Raw genomic sequence first — 19019 nt, 5'->3', positions numbered from 1 at the left:
TTAGATTTTATGTTGACCAATAATATCCTTTGCTTCATCAAGTACCACTGTTTTTCCCAGTGCTCCGAACTCATGAAGATCGCCAAATACTTCTATGCGAATAGATTGATTGATACCTCCAATATGAAGAGGTTCAAAACCACTGGCTTTGATTAATTCTTCAACAAATTGATTACTATTAGTATTATCCGATGCATAAAATAACACTTTATTTTGAGGGGTAACGAAAGCCTCTTCTGATAATGAATGTACACCTAGAGTTCCAAATGCTTTAACAAAACTGGTTTCTTTAGGTACCAAAGCTAATAGAGTCTGACCTGCAGAATCATGTTGATCAATAATTTTTCTAAAACCTCCATTGCCATCTGGAGCAATTGGATTTGAAACATCTACAATAATTTTTCCTTTTAGCTCCGTCGCATACTGCACCAAAAATTCTTTAATATTATCAAAGTAAATCGCAGGAATGATTACATCAGCTTTATGAATCGCATCGGATATCTCCTCTGCAGTGGCAAGATTTCCAAATTTGTCCGCCAGATTGCTTGCCTTCTCAAATGCTCTAGAGGAAAGGATAACCGGGTGATTTCCTTTTACAAGATTAGTGGCTATGGCTTTACCAATATTACCCAAACCAATAACGGCTACTTTTACTTGTTGATTTACTGTATTCATCGTTTTATATGTTAAAAATTTGTTTGTCATTATTGACAATACAAAATTGCGATGAATAGTCAACCTACACCTATAAGCTATAATAAGAAATACCCTTAATCTAGTTTAAGAGTATAGTTATTTTCTAAATCTATCGTTCTTTATTTTACTCAAAAATTCTGCAGTTATACCTAAATAAGAGGCAATTTGTGTATTAGGTAGCCTATTTGCTAAATTGGGATATTGATTAATAAAACTTTCGTACCTATCAATAGCGGTAGAACTAAACATTTGTAATAATCGATTTTGAAGTTCAATATATTTATTTTCAATAATCACACGGAAATTACGGTCAAACTTTGGATAATTAGTGTATAAATACCATAAATCACCTTTGGAAATCTGTAATACTACTGAAGGTTCTATTGCTTCTATATATAACTGCGAAGGAGTTTCACGATGTAAACTACCTATGTCCGAAATCCAATCGTCTTCAGCTGCGAAGACAAGATTATGTTCAGCCCCCTTATCATCTATACCGTACATTTTAAAACAACCAGTCTGTATGTAGGTAAAAGACTTACATACATCCCCTTGGTGTAAAAGAAACTGTCTTCTTTTTATAGTTCTCTTCGTAATATGGTTTGTTAAAACCGCGATCTCCTCGCTATCAAGGGGCAGATACTGGTTAAAGTGGTTTATAATATGATCCATATCAATTCTTTTTTCTAAACAATCTTCTAAAGATACAAAATGAGAATGCCATGAATATAATGATGGATTTAATATTTCTAAATAATGCCGCGTTTATAGTTTTGATAAATACGCTATATTTTCAAAATTAAAACACATATGCTATAACATTCATCCTAATTTTTAAACAAGGAATATACTAATAAAGTTAACAACTTTAAGATCCGAGTACATGGAGTGATGGTGTAAAAAAGAGTCATAAACGAATGCTTTACCATATAAAACAATCCGAAATAATTATTTTTTTCCTTTTAATAAAGCAACAACAGCAATTACTAACATTTTTCTTATATTAGGGAAAATATTACATATCAAGGTATCCTTACTAACATTTAACTTTTCTTTATGAAAGCTTTAATTATAATCGATGTACAGTATGATTTTTTACCAGGAGGTGCTTTAGCTGTTAATCATGGTGATGAAATCGTGCACACAATTAACGAGCTACAGACACAGTATGATCTTGTGGTAGCCACACAAGATTGGCATCCAAGGGGGCATAAAAGTTTTTATACCTCGCATCCTGGCAAAGAGCCATTTGAAGAAATAAAGTTAAATGGATTAGATCAGGTACTTTGGCCAGAGCATTGCATACAAGGAACTAAAGGCGCTGAATTCGTCTCTGGACTTTCAACAAATGCAATTGAAGCTATTTTTAGAAAAGGAATGGATAAAGAAATTGATAGCTATAGTGGTTTTTTTGATAATGGTAGAAAAAAATCTACAGGAATGGGTGATTATCTTAAAGGTAGAGGTGTTACAGAAGTAGCTGTCTGTGGAGTGGCTGCTGATTACTGCGTATATTACACTGCAAACGATGCTTTAGATTTAGGTTTTAAATCGAGTATTATAGCGGGTGCATCTAAACCAATAGATCTGGAAAGATACGATCGTGTGAAAAAAGACTTTATCTCGAAGGGCGGTACAATCATATGACCAGCTGACAACTCTAAACATAATATTTACAGTAATTATAAATTAGGCCCAATAGCGAAGTTGGGCTTTTCTTATGATCACGAATGTAGAAGGCTTAATTTCAGGTTTATGTATTCGTTATCAAATTGATTGTTGGTATATGATAAAGAACACCAATAGTAATGGCAGGCCATTTCCTTCTTTTCCCCCTTTTCATAAAGAAATGCTAAAGAGCTATAAAATGGAAATTTAAGAAAGTCATTTAACATAGGTTCCAAATCAAACATTTTCTCAATCAATGGAGTTATTGGCAAGTAATTACTCTCAGCAATAACCCTATTTATTTTTACTGCTATAGCATTAGGCTCTAAAAATTCTAATTGAGAATACAAGGTAGATATCAATCTCCAATCTGTTTTTTCATAATTAGGTGAAGAACAATGCACTGAAGCAATTAAAGCCTCTAAATGATATTTATTCAGCCTATTTTTACTTAAATCTATTTTATTAAGATAAGCATATCCCTCGCTTATTAAATTTTTATCCCAAAGCGTCCGATTTTGAAATTGAATAGATATCCATCCATTTTCTTGAATCCTTGCGGGAAATCGAGAAACATGAAAGAAAAATAAAGCTAAAAGAGCATTTAATTCACAATGATCCTCCTGATATTTTTTGACTAAAACACTTAGACGAATCGCTTCAAAACATAAATCCTTTTTTATTGATTCTCGTTTTTGAGCAGATTTGAAGCCTTCATTAAACATCAAATACAATACATGAAGCAGATGGGGCATCTCATTATGCAAGCTTTCGAATTCACATTTCTCATATTGAATAGCAATTTTTTTTATTAAAACCTGACTTCGTAAGATGATCTTTTTAATAGTTTCAACGGGTAACATCATGGCTCTTGATATTTCAGAATAGCCAAATCCACATAAATAAAACAAAGATATAATCAACTTATTTCTGTCAGAGACATTGATTTTAGAAAAGAAGATCAACAATTGAAGTAAACTATCTTCGGCTTCATGTGACGCAATTGATTCTTCTTCCTCGTACGAAATTCGATTAAGAATCTTGCTTCCAACCGAATCTCGATTGATTTTATTGATTAATTTATTTTGAGAAACATAAATTAACCATCCGAAACAATTTTTGGGAGTTCCTTTATATCTCCATTCACTTAGGGCAATTTCAAATGCTTCCTGAACTGCATCAACAATATTATCGATCTGCTGATATCCAAATTTTGCAGACAAAAACGAAATCATCTTTCCATGGTATTCCCTGAAAAGATGATCTGTTAATTTGTCAATGTCCTTATTGCTCATCGGTAATGATAATCTCCCGTATTTCTAAAGTTGCACCATTCTTTAAATCAGGACAACTTTTAGCAAGCTGTGTTGCTTCTTCCAAACTTTTCACACTTAATTTGTAGTAACCGCTAACACATTCTTTTGTCTCGATGTATGGACCATCTGAAATCATATCCTTCTTTAATGTAACTCCATTAGCTTCTAGTGGATTTCCTTCTAGAAAATGTCCATTTGCAACCAGTTCCTCTACCCAATTGATATGTTCCTGAATATCAGCCTGCATATCTTCTACCGATAGGTTGCCATAAGTCGAAGACTCACGAATCAACAATAAAAACTCTTTCATCTTTTCTTAATTAAGGTTAATAAATATACTATTTATTTTAATGACAAATGAGGATCGTAATTCGGGACATTTTTTTTCAAATCGTATTCAAGAAATTTATAATCACATGAATAGATGCAATTTAACGTAATATAAGGTACTAAAAAATAGTGATTAATGTATATGATCGCGATTAGATATATACTTTTTCCTTGTCAATAAAATCAGAAGACAAAACTTAACGTCTGCCTTTAAGATTTCAAGAACATTCTCTTAAATAAATTATGCAATTAAATATACTGCATTCAAAGGCAATTCATCAAGTTGATTTATCTCCGACTGTTTAACAAATCCCTTACTTTCAAAAAGTCTGATAAAGGGATTTTGAATATACTCGTGGATCCATACCGCTTCATATGGCCTGCAGACGGATAAACTTTTTTCCAGTAATGCTTCTTCTACACCCAGATTAAAATATTTTTTTAAGATCCCAAAATTGGCAATACGGATAGCCCGTTTACGGTCTAAACTCGAAGGTCTAACGCCCTTTGACGTAATTTGGACGAATCCTGCCGGTATATTATCGACGTATGCGATGAGCCATTGATTTGACATGCTATTTAATTCTTCAACCAAATTGCTATCACTAAAATTTTCATGTATATATTTCTCTACGAACGAAAGCTCTAGATGTTTTGAAAACTTTTCTATCGCTATCGCATGCGTTAATGTTAAAAGAGCTGCCAATCCTTCTTCTGTAGCTATAGTAAATTTGATTATTATTTTCATACTGATATCATAAATGTGTGTGCACAAATGTATAAGTCTTTCAAAAGAATAAAGAGAACAGCTTATGCAACATGAAGCAGTACAGTTGTTATCGCATTAGTTGACCAGCAAGCATAATCGCTTCTATCTTCTTAACAGAAAATTTGTCTGCAAATACTACTCGAAAGTAATTTGCGAACGCCCCCGAAAATGAAAAAGTATACCCAGGAGTAAATCTCACTCCTATTTGCTCACATTGTCTGTAAAATTTAAGCATGTCTGTCCCGTCAGGCATCTTTACCCAAATATTATAGCCTCCTGCTGGCATTAAAATAGAAGTACTGTCCGGAAAATTAGCAGAAAGCAAGTGTACAGTACTATAGGCATTCTTAGCCAATTGCATTCTAAAGGAACGTATATGACGATCGTAACTACTTCCTGTCATCAGTTTATTTAGCGTCTCCTGATATAAAGGAGAAACGGTACTTCCCAATGAAAATTTAATCTGCTCTGCCCGTTGCATAAATTTTCCAGCCGCCAACCAACCTAGTCTTATACCGGGAGCCAAAGTTTTCGAATAGGACGAATAAGTAAGAACTAGACCACTTACATCAAAACTTCTCAAAGTAGTCGGTCGCTGTCCATGAAAATTCAGATCACCATACATATCATTTTCAATAAGCGCAACATTATAGTATTGTGCTACAGTAACTAAGGCTAGCTTTTGTTCATCTGACATTAATATCCCTGTCGGGTTATGAAAATTTGAAGTTACAATCGCCGCTTTAACCGGATTGTGAAGGCATGCCTCTCTGAAAAAATTAATATCAAATCCCAAAACCGGATCTACAGAAATCTCGATAACTTTCAGGTTCAATACCCTTATTACTTCAAGTACCGAAAATACACAGGGATTTTCCACTGCTACAACATCGCCCGAAGAACAAACTGTAGCCAGAGCAATATATAAAGCCTGCAATGCACCATCTGTAATAATTAGCTCATCCATATGAATAACAGTACGATAAGCTGCCGCACGTGTGATAATATGTTCTTTTAACTCAACAGAACCATTTGAAGGATAATACCGAAGTAGACCTGCCCCCTGCTCCCGGATCACCTGTTGCATCGTCCGCAACACTAACTTTTGTGGCACAAGCAAATCTCCAGGAGCAGCTACATTAAACTCAGAAAATGTCTTTCCTGCTCCCGCAGAAGTTGTAAGTCCAAGATGATTCTTAAATATAGCATCCCTAATGACTGGAATACGGTCACTTTTTAACTCTTCTACATTTTTTTTTGTTTGATAACTTACATAATAACCCGATTTAGGAATACTTTCCACTAAACCATGAATCATCAGATATTCGTACCCATTTTGTATTGTACTGACACTGATCTTAAACTGTTCTTTCAACTCACGAACGGAAGGCAGTTTATGACCTGGCTTGAAAATACCATCTTTGATATTTTTTTCTATAGTACTGGTAAATAGTTCGAATTTATACGCCTTCATATCTGTACTGGTAAGTTTTACAAAATCTACACCTATATCGCAAATCTAAGTAATTTACCTTTGAGAAAAAAAATACTATGTCCCCTAATAATTTCATAAGTAGTCCAGTAGATCTACGCAATTTATCCTTTTCCTCTTTACAAGTTGTATGCGAAGACTTACGATCGTTTATTATCGATCATGTTGCCGTAAACGGAGGTCATTTCAGTTCTAGTTTAGGTGTTGTTGAACTTACTGTGGCCTTACATTATGTTTTTAATACGCCTATAGACAAACTGATCTGGGATGTAGGACATCAAGCTTATCCTCATAAATTACTCACAGGAAGAAGAAAATCTTTTTACTCTAACCGAGTACTAGGAGGTATAAGCGGTTTCCCCTGTAGGGACGAAAGCGAATTTGATGCATTTGGAACTGGTCATTCTTCTACCTCCATTTCGGCCATCCTAGGTATGGCTATCGCAGCCAAATATCGCGGAGAACTCAACCGGCAGCATATTGCTGTTATTGGAGATGGGGCGATGACAGCAGGACAAGCCTTTGAAGCAATGAACAATGCGGGATATGAACAACCAAACATGCTTATTATACTCAATGATAATAATATGTCTATCGATAGCAATACCGGTGCACTACAAAATTATTTGACAGATCTCACTACCGCTAAATATTACAATACGTTAAAGTTACATCTCAAAAATCTCCTTTCATCAGAAAATTCATCCACAAAATGGGCTTCAGAGACGCTGCGAAAATTTGATAAAATCATTAAGGGAGGATTTATGCAGCATAGTAATCTTTTCGAAGCATTAAACATACGATATTTTGGTCCTGTAGATGGACATGATCTAAAAAAAATGATTGGTTTGTTCGAAAAACTAAAGCACATACCAGGACCAAAATTACTTCATTGTGTTACTATCAAAGGAAAGGGATTTGCTCCCGCTCTGGCCGATCCTAAAAAATGGCATGCTCCAGGAACTTTTAATAAATCAACGGGAGCGAAGTTGAGTACAGTTAATCGCAGTCCCACTTTTCAGGAGGTTTTTGGAAATACGCTACTTACACTAGCAAAAACCAATGACCGCATCATAGCAGTCAGTCCAGCCATGTTATCGGGTAGCTCGTTATCGAAGATGAAATCAGAAATGCCTGACCGAGTTTTTGATGTCGGTATTGCCGAACAACATTCCGTTACTTTTTGTGCTGGACTTGCCGCTGACGGCCTGTTGCCATTTTGCGCAATATATTCAACATTCCTACAGCGCGCCTACGATCAGCTCATACATGATGTCGCTTTGCAAAAGTTACCTGTTGTATTCTGCATAGATCGTGCAGGTGTTGTTGGCACAGATGGGCCAACACATCACGGCGCATTTGACATTTCCTTTCTTAGATGTATACCCAACATAACAGGTGCATCTCCCATGGATTTGGATGATTTTAAAAATCTGCTTTTCACAGCACAATGCGATACGTTAAATGGTCCTTTCGCGATACGCTATCCAAAAAGCGTAGGCTCTGGTGAGCTCAAAAGTAAGTTTTGCAAAATACCTCTCGGAAAGGGACGAAAAATCAAATCTGGAAAAAGAATAGCCATATTATCGCTCGGTCCGATAGGTCAATTTGCAGTAGAAGCCTGTCAAGAACTTTTGGATGATCACATTGATGTAGCCCATTACGACCTCCGGTTCTTTAAACCTATTGATGAAACATTACTGCACGATGTCTTTAGTCAATTTTCAGTCGTGATTACTATAGAAGATGGTAGTATCATAGGCGGGATAGGTAGTGCAGTAATGGAATTTATGGTAGATAATGGATATCATTCCATTTTAAAACGTCTGGGGTTACCTGATACATTTGCGACACAGGGAACCCAGAATCAACTTCATGCAATATACGGATATGATAAGAAAGCTATAATTTCTTTGATTAGATCACTACACCATGAACCAAATAAAGAGAACATCTCTTAAAAAAAACAATTAGTTATATAAATATGCTGCGCTTGTATCTTGATTTAAGCAAATAAAACAAGCTCTGAAATAGAGCTTGTTTTTAAATATCAGAACTATTAAAAATAGCCAACCTATTCAAGTTTGTATTACCAAAGTCTATATGCTACACCAAGTGTTAGATACATATTATGCAAATTATATCCTATTCCACGGAAAGATGAAGTGAAAACCGGATTTAAGCCTAATTGTCCTGTCAGATCTGCCGCCCAACGTTGACCAAAATGCCTTGAAACTCCTAAATGAGCTCCAATATCAAAGGATCTCACCTCTCTTGAAAAGTCAAAATCAGCACTTTCAATCAATACTTTTTCACCTAATGAATTACCTTTTCTAATATAACCATCTGACACAGTTCCTTTGAATTCAGCCGATAATAAACAAGCGAAATACATCCCTAATTTAAAATCCCATTCTCCCTGACGGTAACCTGAAAAAACAGGTAGCGTTAAATACACATTTCGGGATGTCGTGGCGTTTGTTCCTGTAAAATCTCCTTCAAAAGAGCCTTTTTCACCATTACCATTATCCACAGAAATAATAGTATGAAAGTACTGGACACTGTCAGTTACTTTCATTCCTTTAACATCTACGCTTAATCCAGTACCTACAAACCACTTTGATGAAAGATCATATGTAGCCTGATAGCCAATAGAAGGTGAAAATATCGGTGCATAACTATTGATCTGACGAATGGTATTAGGAAAAGAAAAAGGAGCCGTAGCACCAATATTATAACCTAATGTAATTGAATGCTTAATCTGATCAAATAAAAACTTTCGCTTTATGTCTTGTGCGTACAAGATATTTGATCCCACCAATAGACAACAATAAAGGGATAACGTTATATATTTCTTCATAATAAAGGTACGATTCTTAAACTATCTACCACCAATCTCGATCCTATCGCTCCTCTATATTGATCCCCTTCAGCACTGGACGAGGTAACAATGGCCATCATCAAATTTTTACCAATACTAGCATCCTGTTTATATACAAAAGGAATATCAAAACGTGTAAAATTGGTTTTATCAGAGCCATCCTGAAGATCCGCACGCGCAATTATCCGGTCCGAATTCATAATATTAGTCGCATTAAGTCTATCCGGACCGTTAAACAAAACGGCATAGATACTACATTTGTCTTTCACTCCTGGCTGAACCTGACCTACCTTATTTATAAAATCAGGTCCTGCACTATATTTATAATAACCTGTGAAAGATTTAGGAAGCCCCTTATAAGGTTCTCCAAATTCTGTCGCCGCCAACGGATTAAGCATAGCCTCAGAAGCATTAAAATTTCCTAAAAACAAAGAACCTGCATACAGTCGAATACCAATAAGTTCTGATAAAGGTGTACCTTTAATCGTAACCAGTTCTGCAGCCTTCGTTCCAAGGTAACCATCTGTAGTGGATCGTGTCGGGTATGCGTCACTGCGCGCAGGAACACCCGAAAGCGCAACTCCCGGATTGCCGGAGGACCAGAGCTGTAATCCATCATCCTCTACCGGATACTCATATTTATCTGTAGGATGACTAGCCCAATTTTGAAAAGCAAAATCCCAATGACCAATATTCACAACTTTAACCGTATACCGTTTGGTGTTTTCTCCTGATTCTGAAGTGACATCATATACAATTTCTTGATCACCGTCAAACTTGATCAGTGTTCCACTTGCTGGTTTTACAGAAGCACCCCTAGATAACGTCAGCACCGGAGAGATTCCCGAATCATAGGCTTCGTTTGTAAGGTTTAATGTTATTGTCCGATTTATCTGATCTATAAACACATTACCAGTTAGTAAATGTGGATCAACAGTAACGGATTCAATATCTGCCTCAGGATTTTGCGGAGCATCCTTAATACAGCCTTGCATAAGTACTATGCATAGAAATAGCGTGGCAAAAAGCCGTTTTCTCATCGTTCCTTGATTAGTATTTATTAATTACGTAAACCATTCTCATTTGATTAGTCAATCGTATTATTTGACTCAGGTTCATTTTTCCACAGTAGCTCTTGTTTCGGTAAGGCCAGATCAACTCCATTCTCCTGAAATACAGATTGGATGGTTTTAATCACATCGCTTCTTACCTGACCCGTGTCTTTTAAAGTTTTCACCCAGAAGTAAATTTCTATCATTATAGATTGTGCTGACAGACTTCCAAATTGCACGGATACAGCAGGAGTAGCGAATATCTGATCATTCTTATTTAAAACATCTACGATTAACATTTTTACTTTATCCAGATCTGACCCATATTTTACCTCTAACTGAATATGTATTCGTTTTTTAAAACCACCGACAGTCCAATTTAATACATTGGAATTCAAAAGATCACCATTAGGCATAATGAGATCAGCACCATCTAGTGTAGCAATTACACTGCTACGAAAACCAATAGATTTAACCTTACCGGCATGTCCGTCAATTTCGATTAGATCATCTACGTTAACCGGTTTTTCAAAAGCTATAATCAATCCACTGACTAGATTATTGACTAGTGATTGTAAGCCAAAACCAATTCCTACACCCAAAGCACCAATCACTAACATGATTTGATCTACGGGAATTCCGGCAGCGGCGAAGGCTAGGAAAAAACCGATTGAGATAATACTGATACGAATGAGCAGAATCCAGCTTCCCAAACGGAACTTTTTCTCCTGCTTATCATCGTTGGAATTCCATTGGGAGTCTGATGCAAAAAAAGATACTATTTTGGAAAGTACGGTGGCTCCGATCATAATAAGCATAAAAATAAGCAAGTTATATATCGAAAAGGTATAACTTCCTAACTGATGTTCTTCCTGAAAAAAACTTTTTAATGGTTCTGACAAAAGCCTAAACTCATAAAAATTTCGTCCAAATAATACGAACCAGCCAACAATTAAAATAGCGTAAAAAAAGAATGGGGCCCGCTTACCAACTCGATTATAATTAATGTAAAAAAGTCTTCTTTCCTGCTTTTTATAAAGATTAGAGGCATAAGTCAATCCCTCATTAACCAGCCTAATCACCCAAAGAAAAACAATCGCAACAACGACATTCATCAAACCTGCAACCATCAAAATTTTAGCAATATTGAAGCGCCCCAATACATTAAACAAAATCGAAAAAAGTTCCATTATGGTCATAAGAAAGATCGGTATAAGAATCCAACGCTCACGTAATTCTTGATGACGCTCTTTATTAAAAAGAATAAAGATACCAGTAACAAAACTTATCATGGCAAGAATAACCATTAACCATCTTTCTGGCCTAGAAGCCTGCAATACAAGATTATCTACAGCTACAAAGGCAAACAAAACGACAAAAATAACCCAGATACCCAACCAATATTTAGAAATTTCTTTTCTAAATATAATAGTGATCATCAAAGCAGATACTAATACAATTCCCGCAGTAAAAATAAATGGTGGATTAGGAAATAAAAACTGAGCTACACTGAGCGTAATCACTATTCCTGATAGAAATGGAGAGCTTAGTAGCATACTTTTCACTTCTTCTTTATTATTTATATTTCTAATTCCAGATCGTAAAGAATAAAGATAGGTCGTTACGAGAAGTAACAATAAAACAGAAAGAATAATCTTTCCCCAATGCCCCTTTAGGTAATAAAAGAATACCAGCTTTGCTTTTAGTGCGGAAAAGTAAAGCACTTCGTGGATCGGCCGATCAAAATTACTTTCTTCCCAAAGATTTAAAAATTCTTGTTGAAATGTTTTATCTGAAATTTGCTGTTGATCGTATTCAATTTCTTCCATTCCAGTTTGAAGTTGAAGCAACTCAAAATTAACTTGATTCTGTATGGTCTGTATAGTATTAATATTATCTTTTAATAAAGTTGTGACAGGAGTTATTTCCACAGCTACAACTTTCAGTTTGTGAATATATTGATTGAGTTCCGTTGAGTCTTTAGATAATATAAATAGTGATTTATCATTACATAACGAATCAATCTGAAATCTATAACGAACCAGCTGGTCTAAATAACGATCAACCCGTTTCTTATAGATAGAAACCTCTGCATGAAGAGCATCAAGAATATGATAAGTTGTGGTCAGGTTGCGCGAGGTTTGAGTTGTACCCTTATTTTCAAAGACACCATCTTTGGAAATATTATGCCATTGGGAAACTTGATTCAGATCGCGAATAAGGGCTACAGTATCAAAACCTTTTTTCAAAAAAGAGCGGGCTTGCCTCGACAGCACTTCGATTTCTTCAATGACTTGATTTTGTCGTATGGCCGCTTTATCTGTCTCTATATCTTGAAGACTTTTTTTCGCCGATTCTTTAAAGAAAATCTCGGTACGTGAAACGAAATCTTGCTTTGCACTATCTTGTGCCAACACTTTTGAATATGCGTCAGAAACAAAAAGAAATATGGTCAGCAGTATAGATATATTCAAAAAGCGCATTCTCTTTAATAATTAGGTTAATAAGTTTATCCTACACAAAAGATTATATGTCAGAGCACTCATCAAATTTAATGATTAATATTGAAGTATTTTATGTTTTTAAGCTAAATAATCGATAGGCAATATCAATTCTAAAAACATGAGTACTCATCTACAATTGATTTTAAAAACCATATTAACACGTAAATGGAAGATAATCGTACTCTCCTATATATCTTAGCATCACACCTTAATTTACACTGATCCTGAAAATAAGGAGACGGGCGGTTTGGTTGTTATAATAATCATGAGAAAATGATCTTAAATCGATCACTTTCTCATGATAATAGCACGGTAAGACTCCTCAAATTAGTAGTAAGAAGAGTTTAAGTTATTGTTTTCTTTTTCCGCTTTTTCAATAATTTTGATATCTGTCAGAATTAGAGGAAAGTTTTTCTTAATACATAAATCCTGTTCAAAATGGACTGAAGGTTTACCATCTGCAGTCCGAATAGTCCAACCGTCCTCCTCTGTATAATTATCATCCGTTCCTAAATTAATCATCGGTTCAATTGCTATCACTAAGTTTTCTTTCAAGACCTTACCTTTACCACGTTGTCCATAGTTAGGAATATCTGGTCCTTCGTGCAAATCACGTCCTAATCCATGACCGACCAAGTCGCGTACTAAACCATATCCATATGGTGAAATATGAGAGGCTATTGCATAACCTATATCGCCAATACGATTACCATGCACAGCTTGCTCGATACCTTTAATCAATGATTCCTTTGTGATTTTGACTAATTGAATTACTTCTTGAACAACTTCACCAATGATAAATGTATATGCCTGATCTCCGTGAAATCCGTTTTTAAATGCTCCAACATCTATGGAAACTAAATCACCCTCTTTCAAAGGATTATGATTTGGAAATCCATGCACGATAGCATCATTTACTGAAGCACAGATATGGAATGGAAATCCACCAAAATTATGAAACGAAGGAATTGCACCATGATCACGAATAAATTCATTTGCAAAACGATCGATATCAAGTGTTGTGATACCTGGTCTAATAATCGATGCAATAGCAGCCAATGTTTGACTTGTCAATTTTGCACTTATTTGCATTAATGCTACTTCTTCTTCTGTCTTATAAATCATATCATTTATTTTTATTACAATCTGTTACAATCAGGCTTTTAGCCAATAAATATCACTTCACCAGGATCAAGATTCTAAATGAGCACACATCCATCTAATCTACTAATTAAGTAATAGTTTGAAACAAATTTAATGACCATAATACAACTAGAAAAGTAAAAATTGGACAATAATTCGACATAGCACTGAATATATTTTAAGTACTTTTGTAAAACTATGCCCATTAATTTTTTTGGAGATATTATACCATCTGATTCCATAATAGGAGAATCAACAAGATACTGGAGGGATTCTAATTTATTTTTTAAATCAGAATGCATCTTAGGTGCATATGTATTTTCATGCAAAGACTTAGAAGGCAACCAGGCACTATTCAATGACGGTCTTCCTACTTTAATTTTTATGCCTAATAAAACGGATATCGTTCATATTAAAAAGGCTGATCAAACAATCAAATTAAATGCGGCATGGGTATGTTGTGGGACAATACAGAATACTTACTGGCAACTACCTCAAGATCTTGAATATATTATTGTATTACGTTTTCATCCTTCATCCTTTTATCAAATTTTTGATGTAGCACCAGAATTCTTTCTTTCACATCCCGTCTGTAGCCTAACTGACATCATAAGTGAAAAATCAAAATTGCTAATCGATAAACTGTATCAAAATAAAACTGTTGCAGATCGTATGCAATTACTGGAAAACACCATGCGCACATATACTCCAGCAGAAAACCTACCTTCTCTGCTTCAAGAAGCTTTAAATAAAATTGAACAGAAAAAAGGAAATATATCTGTAGCAGATATAATCCATGGTTTGGGAGGAAAAATAAATCGTAAATGGCTACAGAGAAGTTTTGTAAAATACATGGGAATTTCTCCTAAAAAATACATTTCTTTACAACGCTTCATTTATATATATGGCGAGTGGCAGAGCAACTATCAAAAGGATTTCATGTCGAACTCTTTCTTATCTGGTTATTATGATTACAACCATTTTTTAAAAGATTTCAAACTATATATAGGCGTCTCACCCACGAAATTTAAATAAGCAGAAACTATTTCCTGCTCATTTAAATACAATATTACTAATCTTCATGTGTAAGATTAAAAAATGTAAGCATTTGCTCTAATGCATTATTGGCATGCATAATTTCACTATTCTTTAAAGTATCTGCTGTAGCCTCTGCACCTCTCTTGATCATATCTGCTTCAAAAAATGCTATAGCACTCTTTAAATCACTAAATTTATCACTGGTAAGACATGATGCCAATTCAAATGCATCTTGCATTGCAACATTGGCACCTTCACCAGCAAAGGGTGGCATCCGATGAGCCGCATCTCCAATCATAGTCAGGTTATGATTTGCTTCCCAAGATTGATCAAGCGGAAAGTAGTATTGTGGACGTAAAATTAACTGAACATGCTCATTTCTAAAAAATTCAGACCATGCTGTACTCCATTCCACAAACTCCTGTCTGAACCATTGATCCGCTTGCTGCTTGTCTTTCAAATCTATTCCATTTTCTTTGAACCAATGTTCTGGACATTTAAAGCTCGCAACAAACATAATCGAACCATCACCTTTAGATCCGTATCCCACAAATTGCCCCTGCCCAAAAGCCATCACCTTTCCATCTTTCGCAAATTCAACAAGTTTTGGAGCATGAATAGCGGCATCATAGATATTACCTTCAATCAAGGTGATACCAGAATATATAGGCTTAATAGTACTAATGAGCGGACGAATTTTTGAATTAGCTCCATCGGCAGCAATTACCAAATCTGCATATGTAGTTGTGCCATTTTTAAAATTTAAATACCATCCATCTTGATGTGATTCCATGGACACAAATTGGCTGTCCCAAATGACAGTATCGGGTTTTAATGAATTTAACAGAATATCACGCAATGGTCCGCGGTCTATTTCAGGTCGGTCTTCTCCTTTTCCAATTTCACGATCATGATCATCCATGTGAATGTTAAGATCCTGATCGACAAGCAACAATTTACTTGCAGTGGGTCGGTGATGTTTATAAAACTCTTGAAGAAGACCTGCACGCTTCATCGCTTTTAATCCAGTACCTTCATGAAGATCCAACGTAGATCCTTGCACGCGCACTTCACGATTAATATCCCTTTCGTAAACATTTACTTCCACATTTTGCATCTGTAAAAGACGAGCTAAAGTTAACCCGCCAACGCCACCTCCGACGATAGCAATTTTCTTATTTTCTACTAACATTCTTTTTCTTTTAACACGATGTGGTAAAATTATTCAGAGTTAAGAGAAGATAATAGTATAAATCGGTCGTTTTTATTCTTCAATAATTCTTTCGGTACTACGCCAGAAAATTTTTTTATATCTTTTATAAAATGGGTCTGATCAAAAAAATTCTCTTCAGGAAACAATTTTCCCTGTGCAACATGATCCAGAGATGCTCGAAAGCGTAAGACATTGCAGTATGCCTTCAGGGATAGACCAAATTGCTGATTGAAATACCTATTGATCTGACGGCTGCTCCATATCACTTTTTCTGCTAATTCTTTTACACTCACGGATCCCTTCGAGGCATAAATTAAATCAAATAAGTGCTGTTTCCGTTTATCGATTTGATGGGGAATTAAGGACTCCATTGTCAGTGTTGCTTTATTCATAAAACAATTAAAATCTTGCAGATCATCTTCAGAAAAATCCCAAAAATCACTTGGAAGCACTTTGCCTGAATCCACTAGATCGGAAATAGGTTGTTTCAAAATATAGTCGACAGCAAGTAATTTAAAACTTACCACAAACATCTTTATACGTGCGGGAATAGTCGCCGGTTTATGTTGTGTACCAAGTCCCAATAATATGATTTGAAAAGGATTTTCCGGTGATTTAGAAAATATCAGATCAATTCGTCCATCTGGTAAACCAACTGTTTCTTTTTCCTGATCAGATTGATTATGCAAAAACCAAAAGCTTTCTACATAATCGCAAAGGGATTTATTCGGTAAAAAAACGCCATAGTCTATGCTCTTATCCATCACCTTACAACCATATTTAACTGTTATCTGACAGCTGAAAATTCATAATTTATTGAAATATCAAAACTAATTTACAGATTATATTCTTACAGATAAATACTTCTCCTATTTAATAATTATAAATAGCATATACTTAGACCAGCTCCCCTAATCTTTAATTATCTATCTTAATCGTTGCTAGCCATTTCTTTATATCCGCTTTAACCTGCTCTTCTTTTACACCTTTCATCACCAAAAAAAGTCCTTCTTTTTCCTTTCCGTCTGTAGTAGAATAGCCTGTTAAAACGGTACTATTAGCACATAATTGCCTTAACGTTTCAAAACTGCTACCAATACCATAACCGCCATTCGTGTTAAAAGGAACAATCGTTTTCCCACTGAAATCATTTTGGGACAAAAAGCTTTTGATTGGAGGAGGAAGTTGCATTCCCCAAGTAGGAAACCCGACAAAAATTACATCATATTGTTTTATATTCTCAATTTGCGTTTTTAAAGGAGGCAAATAGCCTCCTTGATTTTCACGTGCAACCTGATCTACTACACTTTGATAATCCAGTGGATAAGCTGTCATTAATTCGATCGGCACCAGATCACCTCCTATTTCTTTGTGGATGATCTGAGCAACTGCCTTTGTATTGTTTGTACGCGATAAGTACACGATTAATATCTTTTTATCATGAAGCGGTTTGTCTGTTATTGGATCAGGGCTAGACTGCTCTTTTATCGGTTCTTTAGCCTGAGAACAGGATAATAGCAATAATAAAGCTAAACTTAATAGTAATCCGTATTTTGTTAATGCTTTCATTATTAATCAATTTATTAGACAAATATCAAACCGTCAGTTTTTATTTTAGTATACGGATTACGGAAAAAACTACCCTTATTACTTATTTCCCTACTCGATTTTGTAAAGCTTCTGGATACCGCGCTCCTTGGATCGTAATTTTTGAAGTAGCTTGTTCAATCTGTTCCATATCTGCAGCCGATAATCTGATATAAGATGCGCTGATATTCTCCTGTAATCGATGGATTTTTGTTGTCCCTGGAATAGGTACTATCCATGACTTTTGTCCCAATAACCAAGCTAATGCTATTTGTGCCGGAGTAGCCTCCTTATCAATAGCGATTACTTTCAACAAATCAACCAAGGCTTCATTAGCTTTTCTATTCTCTTGTGAAAACCGAGGCACTATATTTCTGAAATCTGTGGGATCAAACTGTGTTAATTCATTGATAGCACCTGTTAAAAATCCTTTTCCTAATGGGCTGAAAGGAACAAAACCTATACCCAATTCTTCAAGAGTAGGTATAATTTCCTTTTCAGGATCCCGATAGAATAACGAATACTCACTTTGTAATGCAGTTACTGGTTGCTCTGCATGTGCTTTACGAATCGTCTCCGCACCCGCTTCTGAAAGCCCCCAATGTCTAATTTTTCCTTCATTTATCAGATCACGAATAGTTCCTGCAACGTCTTCCATCGGAACATTCGGATCCACTCTATGCTGATAAAATAAATCAATATAATCTGTTTTAAGCCTTTTCATGGATGCTTCCGCTACCGCTCTTATGCGTGATGGACTACTATCCAATCCTTTTTTTGAATCACCTTCCTGAAACCCAAATTTGGTTGCAATTACTACTTGGTCGCGAAAAGGGACCAAGGCTTCACCTAGTAGCTCTTCATTAATAAAGGGACCATAACATTCTGCGGTATCAAAAAATGTTACCCCTGCTTCATACGCTTTATGAATTAAGCTAATAGCCTCTTGCTTATCTGTAGCAGGTCCATAACCAAAACTTAACCCCATGCAACCCAAACCCAAAGCTGATACTTCAAGTTTATTATTTCCTAAATTCCTTTTTTCCATGATTTAATATTTTTATACTGACAATAAGTATTTTTTACAATCGCTACTTTTTCTTTTAAGATCTTAAACAGGTATTACAATGCAAAGTTCAGCTATAGTATTGAATAGTCGTGTATACAGATTACGGTTTCACTTACCATTATTACCGATGCTTATTCATTCTCTATTAAACAGACATCATTGTACATGATTTTGTTTATAAAAATCATGTAAGGACTGATGGATATTTATAAAAATAAACAGCATAACTCTATTTACATGCTTAAGGGAATGGTGTATTAC

17 protein-coding genes are annotated in these 19019 nt (G+C 35.3%); 3 read left to right on the top strand and 14 right to left on the bottom strand.

Translation table 11 applies throughout. From position 1 onward, the window contains the following. On the bottom strand, window positions 1-675 hold the full coding sequence (locus WH188_RS00645) for an NADPH-dependent F420 reductase (RefSeq protein WP_168128071.1): 675 nt from the start codon (window positions 673-675) through the stop codon (window positions 1-3). A gap of 117 nt (window positions 676-792) precedes the next feature. Then, window positions 793-1368, bottom strand: coding sequence for a Crp/Fnr family transcriptional regulator (locus WH188_RS00640; RefSeq protein ID WP_168128070.1), 576 nt, complete (start codon window positions 1366-1368; stop codon window positions 793-795). Window positions 1369-1752: 384 nt separating this feature from the next. On the opposite strand from WH188_RS00640, the gene pncA reads away from it, so the two are divergent. After that, window positions 1753-2343, top strand: coding sequence for a bifunctional nicotinamidase/pyrazinamidase (pncA, locus tag WH188_RS00635; RefSeq protein ID WP_132843979.1), 591 nt, complete (start codon window positions 1753-1755; stop codon window positions 2341-2343). A 77-nt stretch (window positions 2344-2420) separates the two neighbouring features. Here pncA and WH188_RS00630 read toward each other — a convergent pair whose 3' ends face one another. The 4 genes from WH188_RS00630 to WH188_RS00615 all read right to left on the bottom strand — a co-directional run bounded on the left by WH188_RS00630 (window position 2421) and on the right by WH188_RS00615 (window position 6253). After that, entirely contained in the window at window positions 2421-3659 is a 1239-nt protein-coding gene (locus WH188_RS00630) for a DUF6596 domain-containing protein (RefSeq protein ID WP_183915521.1), read from the bottom strand. After that, a complete protein-coding gene (locus WH188_RS00625) occupies window positions 3649-3990 on the bottom strand; it encodes a YciI family protein (RefSeq protein WP_132771948.1) in 342 nt (113 codons plus the stop codon). The genes WH188_RS00630 and WH188_RS00625 overlap by 11 nt, the downstream gene beginning before the upstream one ends. A gap of 261 nt (window positions 3991-4251) precedes the next feature. Next, a complete protein-coding gene (locus tag WH188_RS00620; protein ID WP_132843982.1) occupies window positions 4252-4758 on the bottom strand; it encodes an N-acetyltransferase in 507 nt (168 codons plus the stop codon). Window positions 4759-4846: 88 nt separating this feature from the next. Then, a complete protein-coding gene (locus tag WH188_RS00615) occupies window positions 4847-6253 on the bottom strand; it encodes an aminotransferase-like domain-containing protein (RefSeq protein ID WP_168128068.1) in 1407 nt (468 codons plus the stop codon). Window positions 6254-6330: 77 nt separating this feature from the next. On the opposite strand from WH188_RS00615, the gene dxs reads away from it, so the two are divergent. Then, window positions 6331-8232, top strand: a complete 1902-nt coding sequence (gene dxs, locus WH188_RS00610) for a 1-deoxy-D-xylulose-5-phosphate synthase (protein WP_168128067.1) — start codon at window positions 6331-6333, stop codon at window positions 8230-8232. Window positions 8233-8360: 128 nt separating this feature from the next. On the opposite strand, the gene WH188_RS00605 is transcribed toward dxs, so the two are convergent. The 4 genes from WH188_RS00605 to map form a co-directional block, all read right to left on the bottom strand. Beyond that, window positions 8361-9131 (bottom strand): porin family protein, encoded by a 771-nt coding sequence (locus WH188_RS00605; RefSeq protein ID WP_168128066.1) that lies wholly within the window; start codon window positions 9129-9131, stop codon window positions 8361-8363. Next, a complete protein-coding gene (locus WH188_RS00600) occupies window positions 9128-10147 on the bottom strand; it encodes a PCMD domain-containing protein (protein ID WP_168128065.1) in 1020 nt (339 codons plus the stop codon). Before WH188_RS00600 ends, WH188_RS00605 begins: the two co-directional genes overlap by 4 nt. A 92-nt stretch (window positions 10148-10239) precedes the next feature. After that, on the bottom strand, window positions 10240-12687 hold the full coding sequence (locus WH188_RS00595) for a mechanosensitive ion channel family protein (RefSeq protein ID WP_410528506.1): 2448 nt from the start codon (window positions 12685-12687) through the stop codon (window positions 10240-10242). A gap of 348 nt (window positions 12688-13035) precedes the next feature. After that, on the bottom strand, window positions 13036-13833 hold the full coding sequence (gene map, locus WH188_RS00590; RefSeq protein ID WP_168128063.1) for a type I methionyl aminopeptidase: 798 nt from the start codon (window positions 13831-13833) through the stop codon (window positions 13036-13038). 216 nt (window positions 13834-14049) lie between these two features. Here map and WH188_RS00585 point away from each other — a divergent pair, with 216 nt between their 5' ends. Further along, window positions 14050-14886, top strand: a complete 837-nt coding sequence (locus tag WH188_RS00585; protein WP_339423044.1) for a helix-turn-helix domain-containing protein — start codon at window positions 14050-14052, stop codon at window positions 14884-14886. A 37-nt stretch (window positions 14887-14923) separates the two neighbouring features. Here the strand turns inward: WH188_RS00585 and WH188_RS00580 are convergent, their stop codons facing one another. The 4 genes from WH188_RS00580 to WH188_RS00565 form a co-directional block, all read right to left on the bottom strand. Next, a complete protein-coding gene (locus WH188_RS00580) occupies window positions 14924-16081 on the bottom strand; it encodes an FAD-dependent oxidoreductase (protein ID WP_168128061.1) in 1158 nt (385 codons plus the stop codon). A gap of 29 nt (window positions 16082-16110) precedes the next feature. Continuing rightward, a complete protein-coding gene (locus WH188_RS00575) occupies window positions 16111-16866 on the bottom strand; it encodes a helix-turn-helix domain-containing protein (protein WP_168128060.1) in 756 nt (251 codons plus the stop codon). 154 nt (window positions 16867-17020) lie between these two features. Next, window positions 17021-17671 (bottom strand): flavodoxin, encoded by a 651-nt coding sequence (locus tag WH188_RS00570; protein ID WP_206368653.1) that lies wholly within the window; start codon window positions 17669-17671, stop codon window positions 17021-17023. Window positions 17672-17753: 82 nt separating this feature from the next. Further along, entirely contained in the window at window positions 17754-18737 is a 984-nt protein-coding gene (locus WH188_RS00565) for an aldo/keto reductase (RefSeq protein WP_168128059.1), read from the bottom strand. Window positions 18738-19019: the final 282 nt, after the last annotated feature.

Source organism: Sphingobacterium sp. MYb388, assembly GCF_037479535.1.
GTDB classification, from domain to species: Bacteria; Bacteroidota; Bacteroidia; order Sphingobacteriales; family Sphingobacteriaceae; genus Sphingobacterium; species Sphingobacterium anhuiense.
This window is presented reverse-complemented; position numbering and strand designations above follow the sequence as displayed.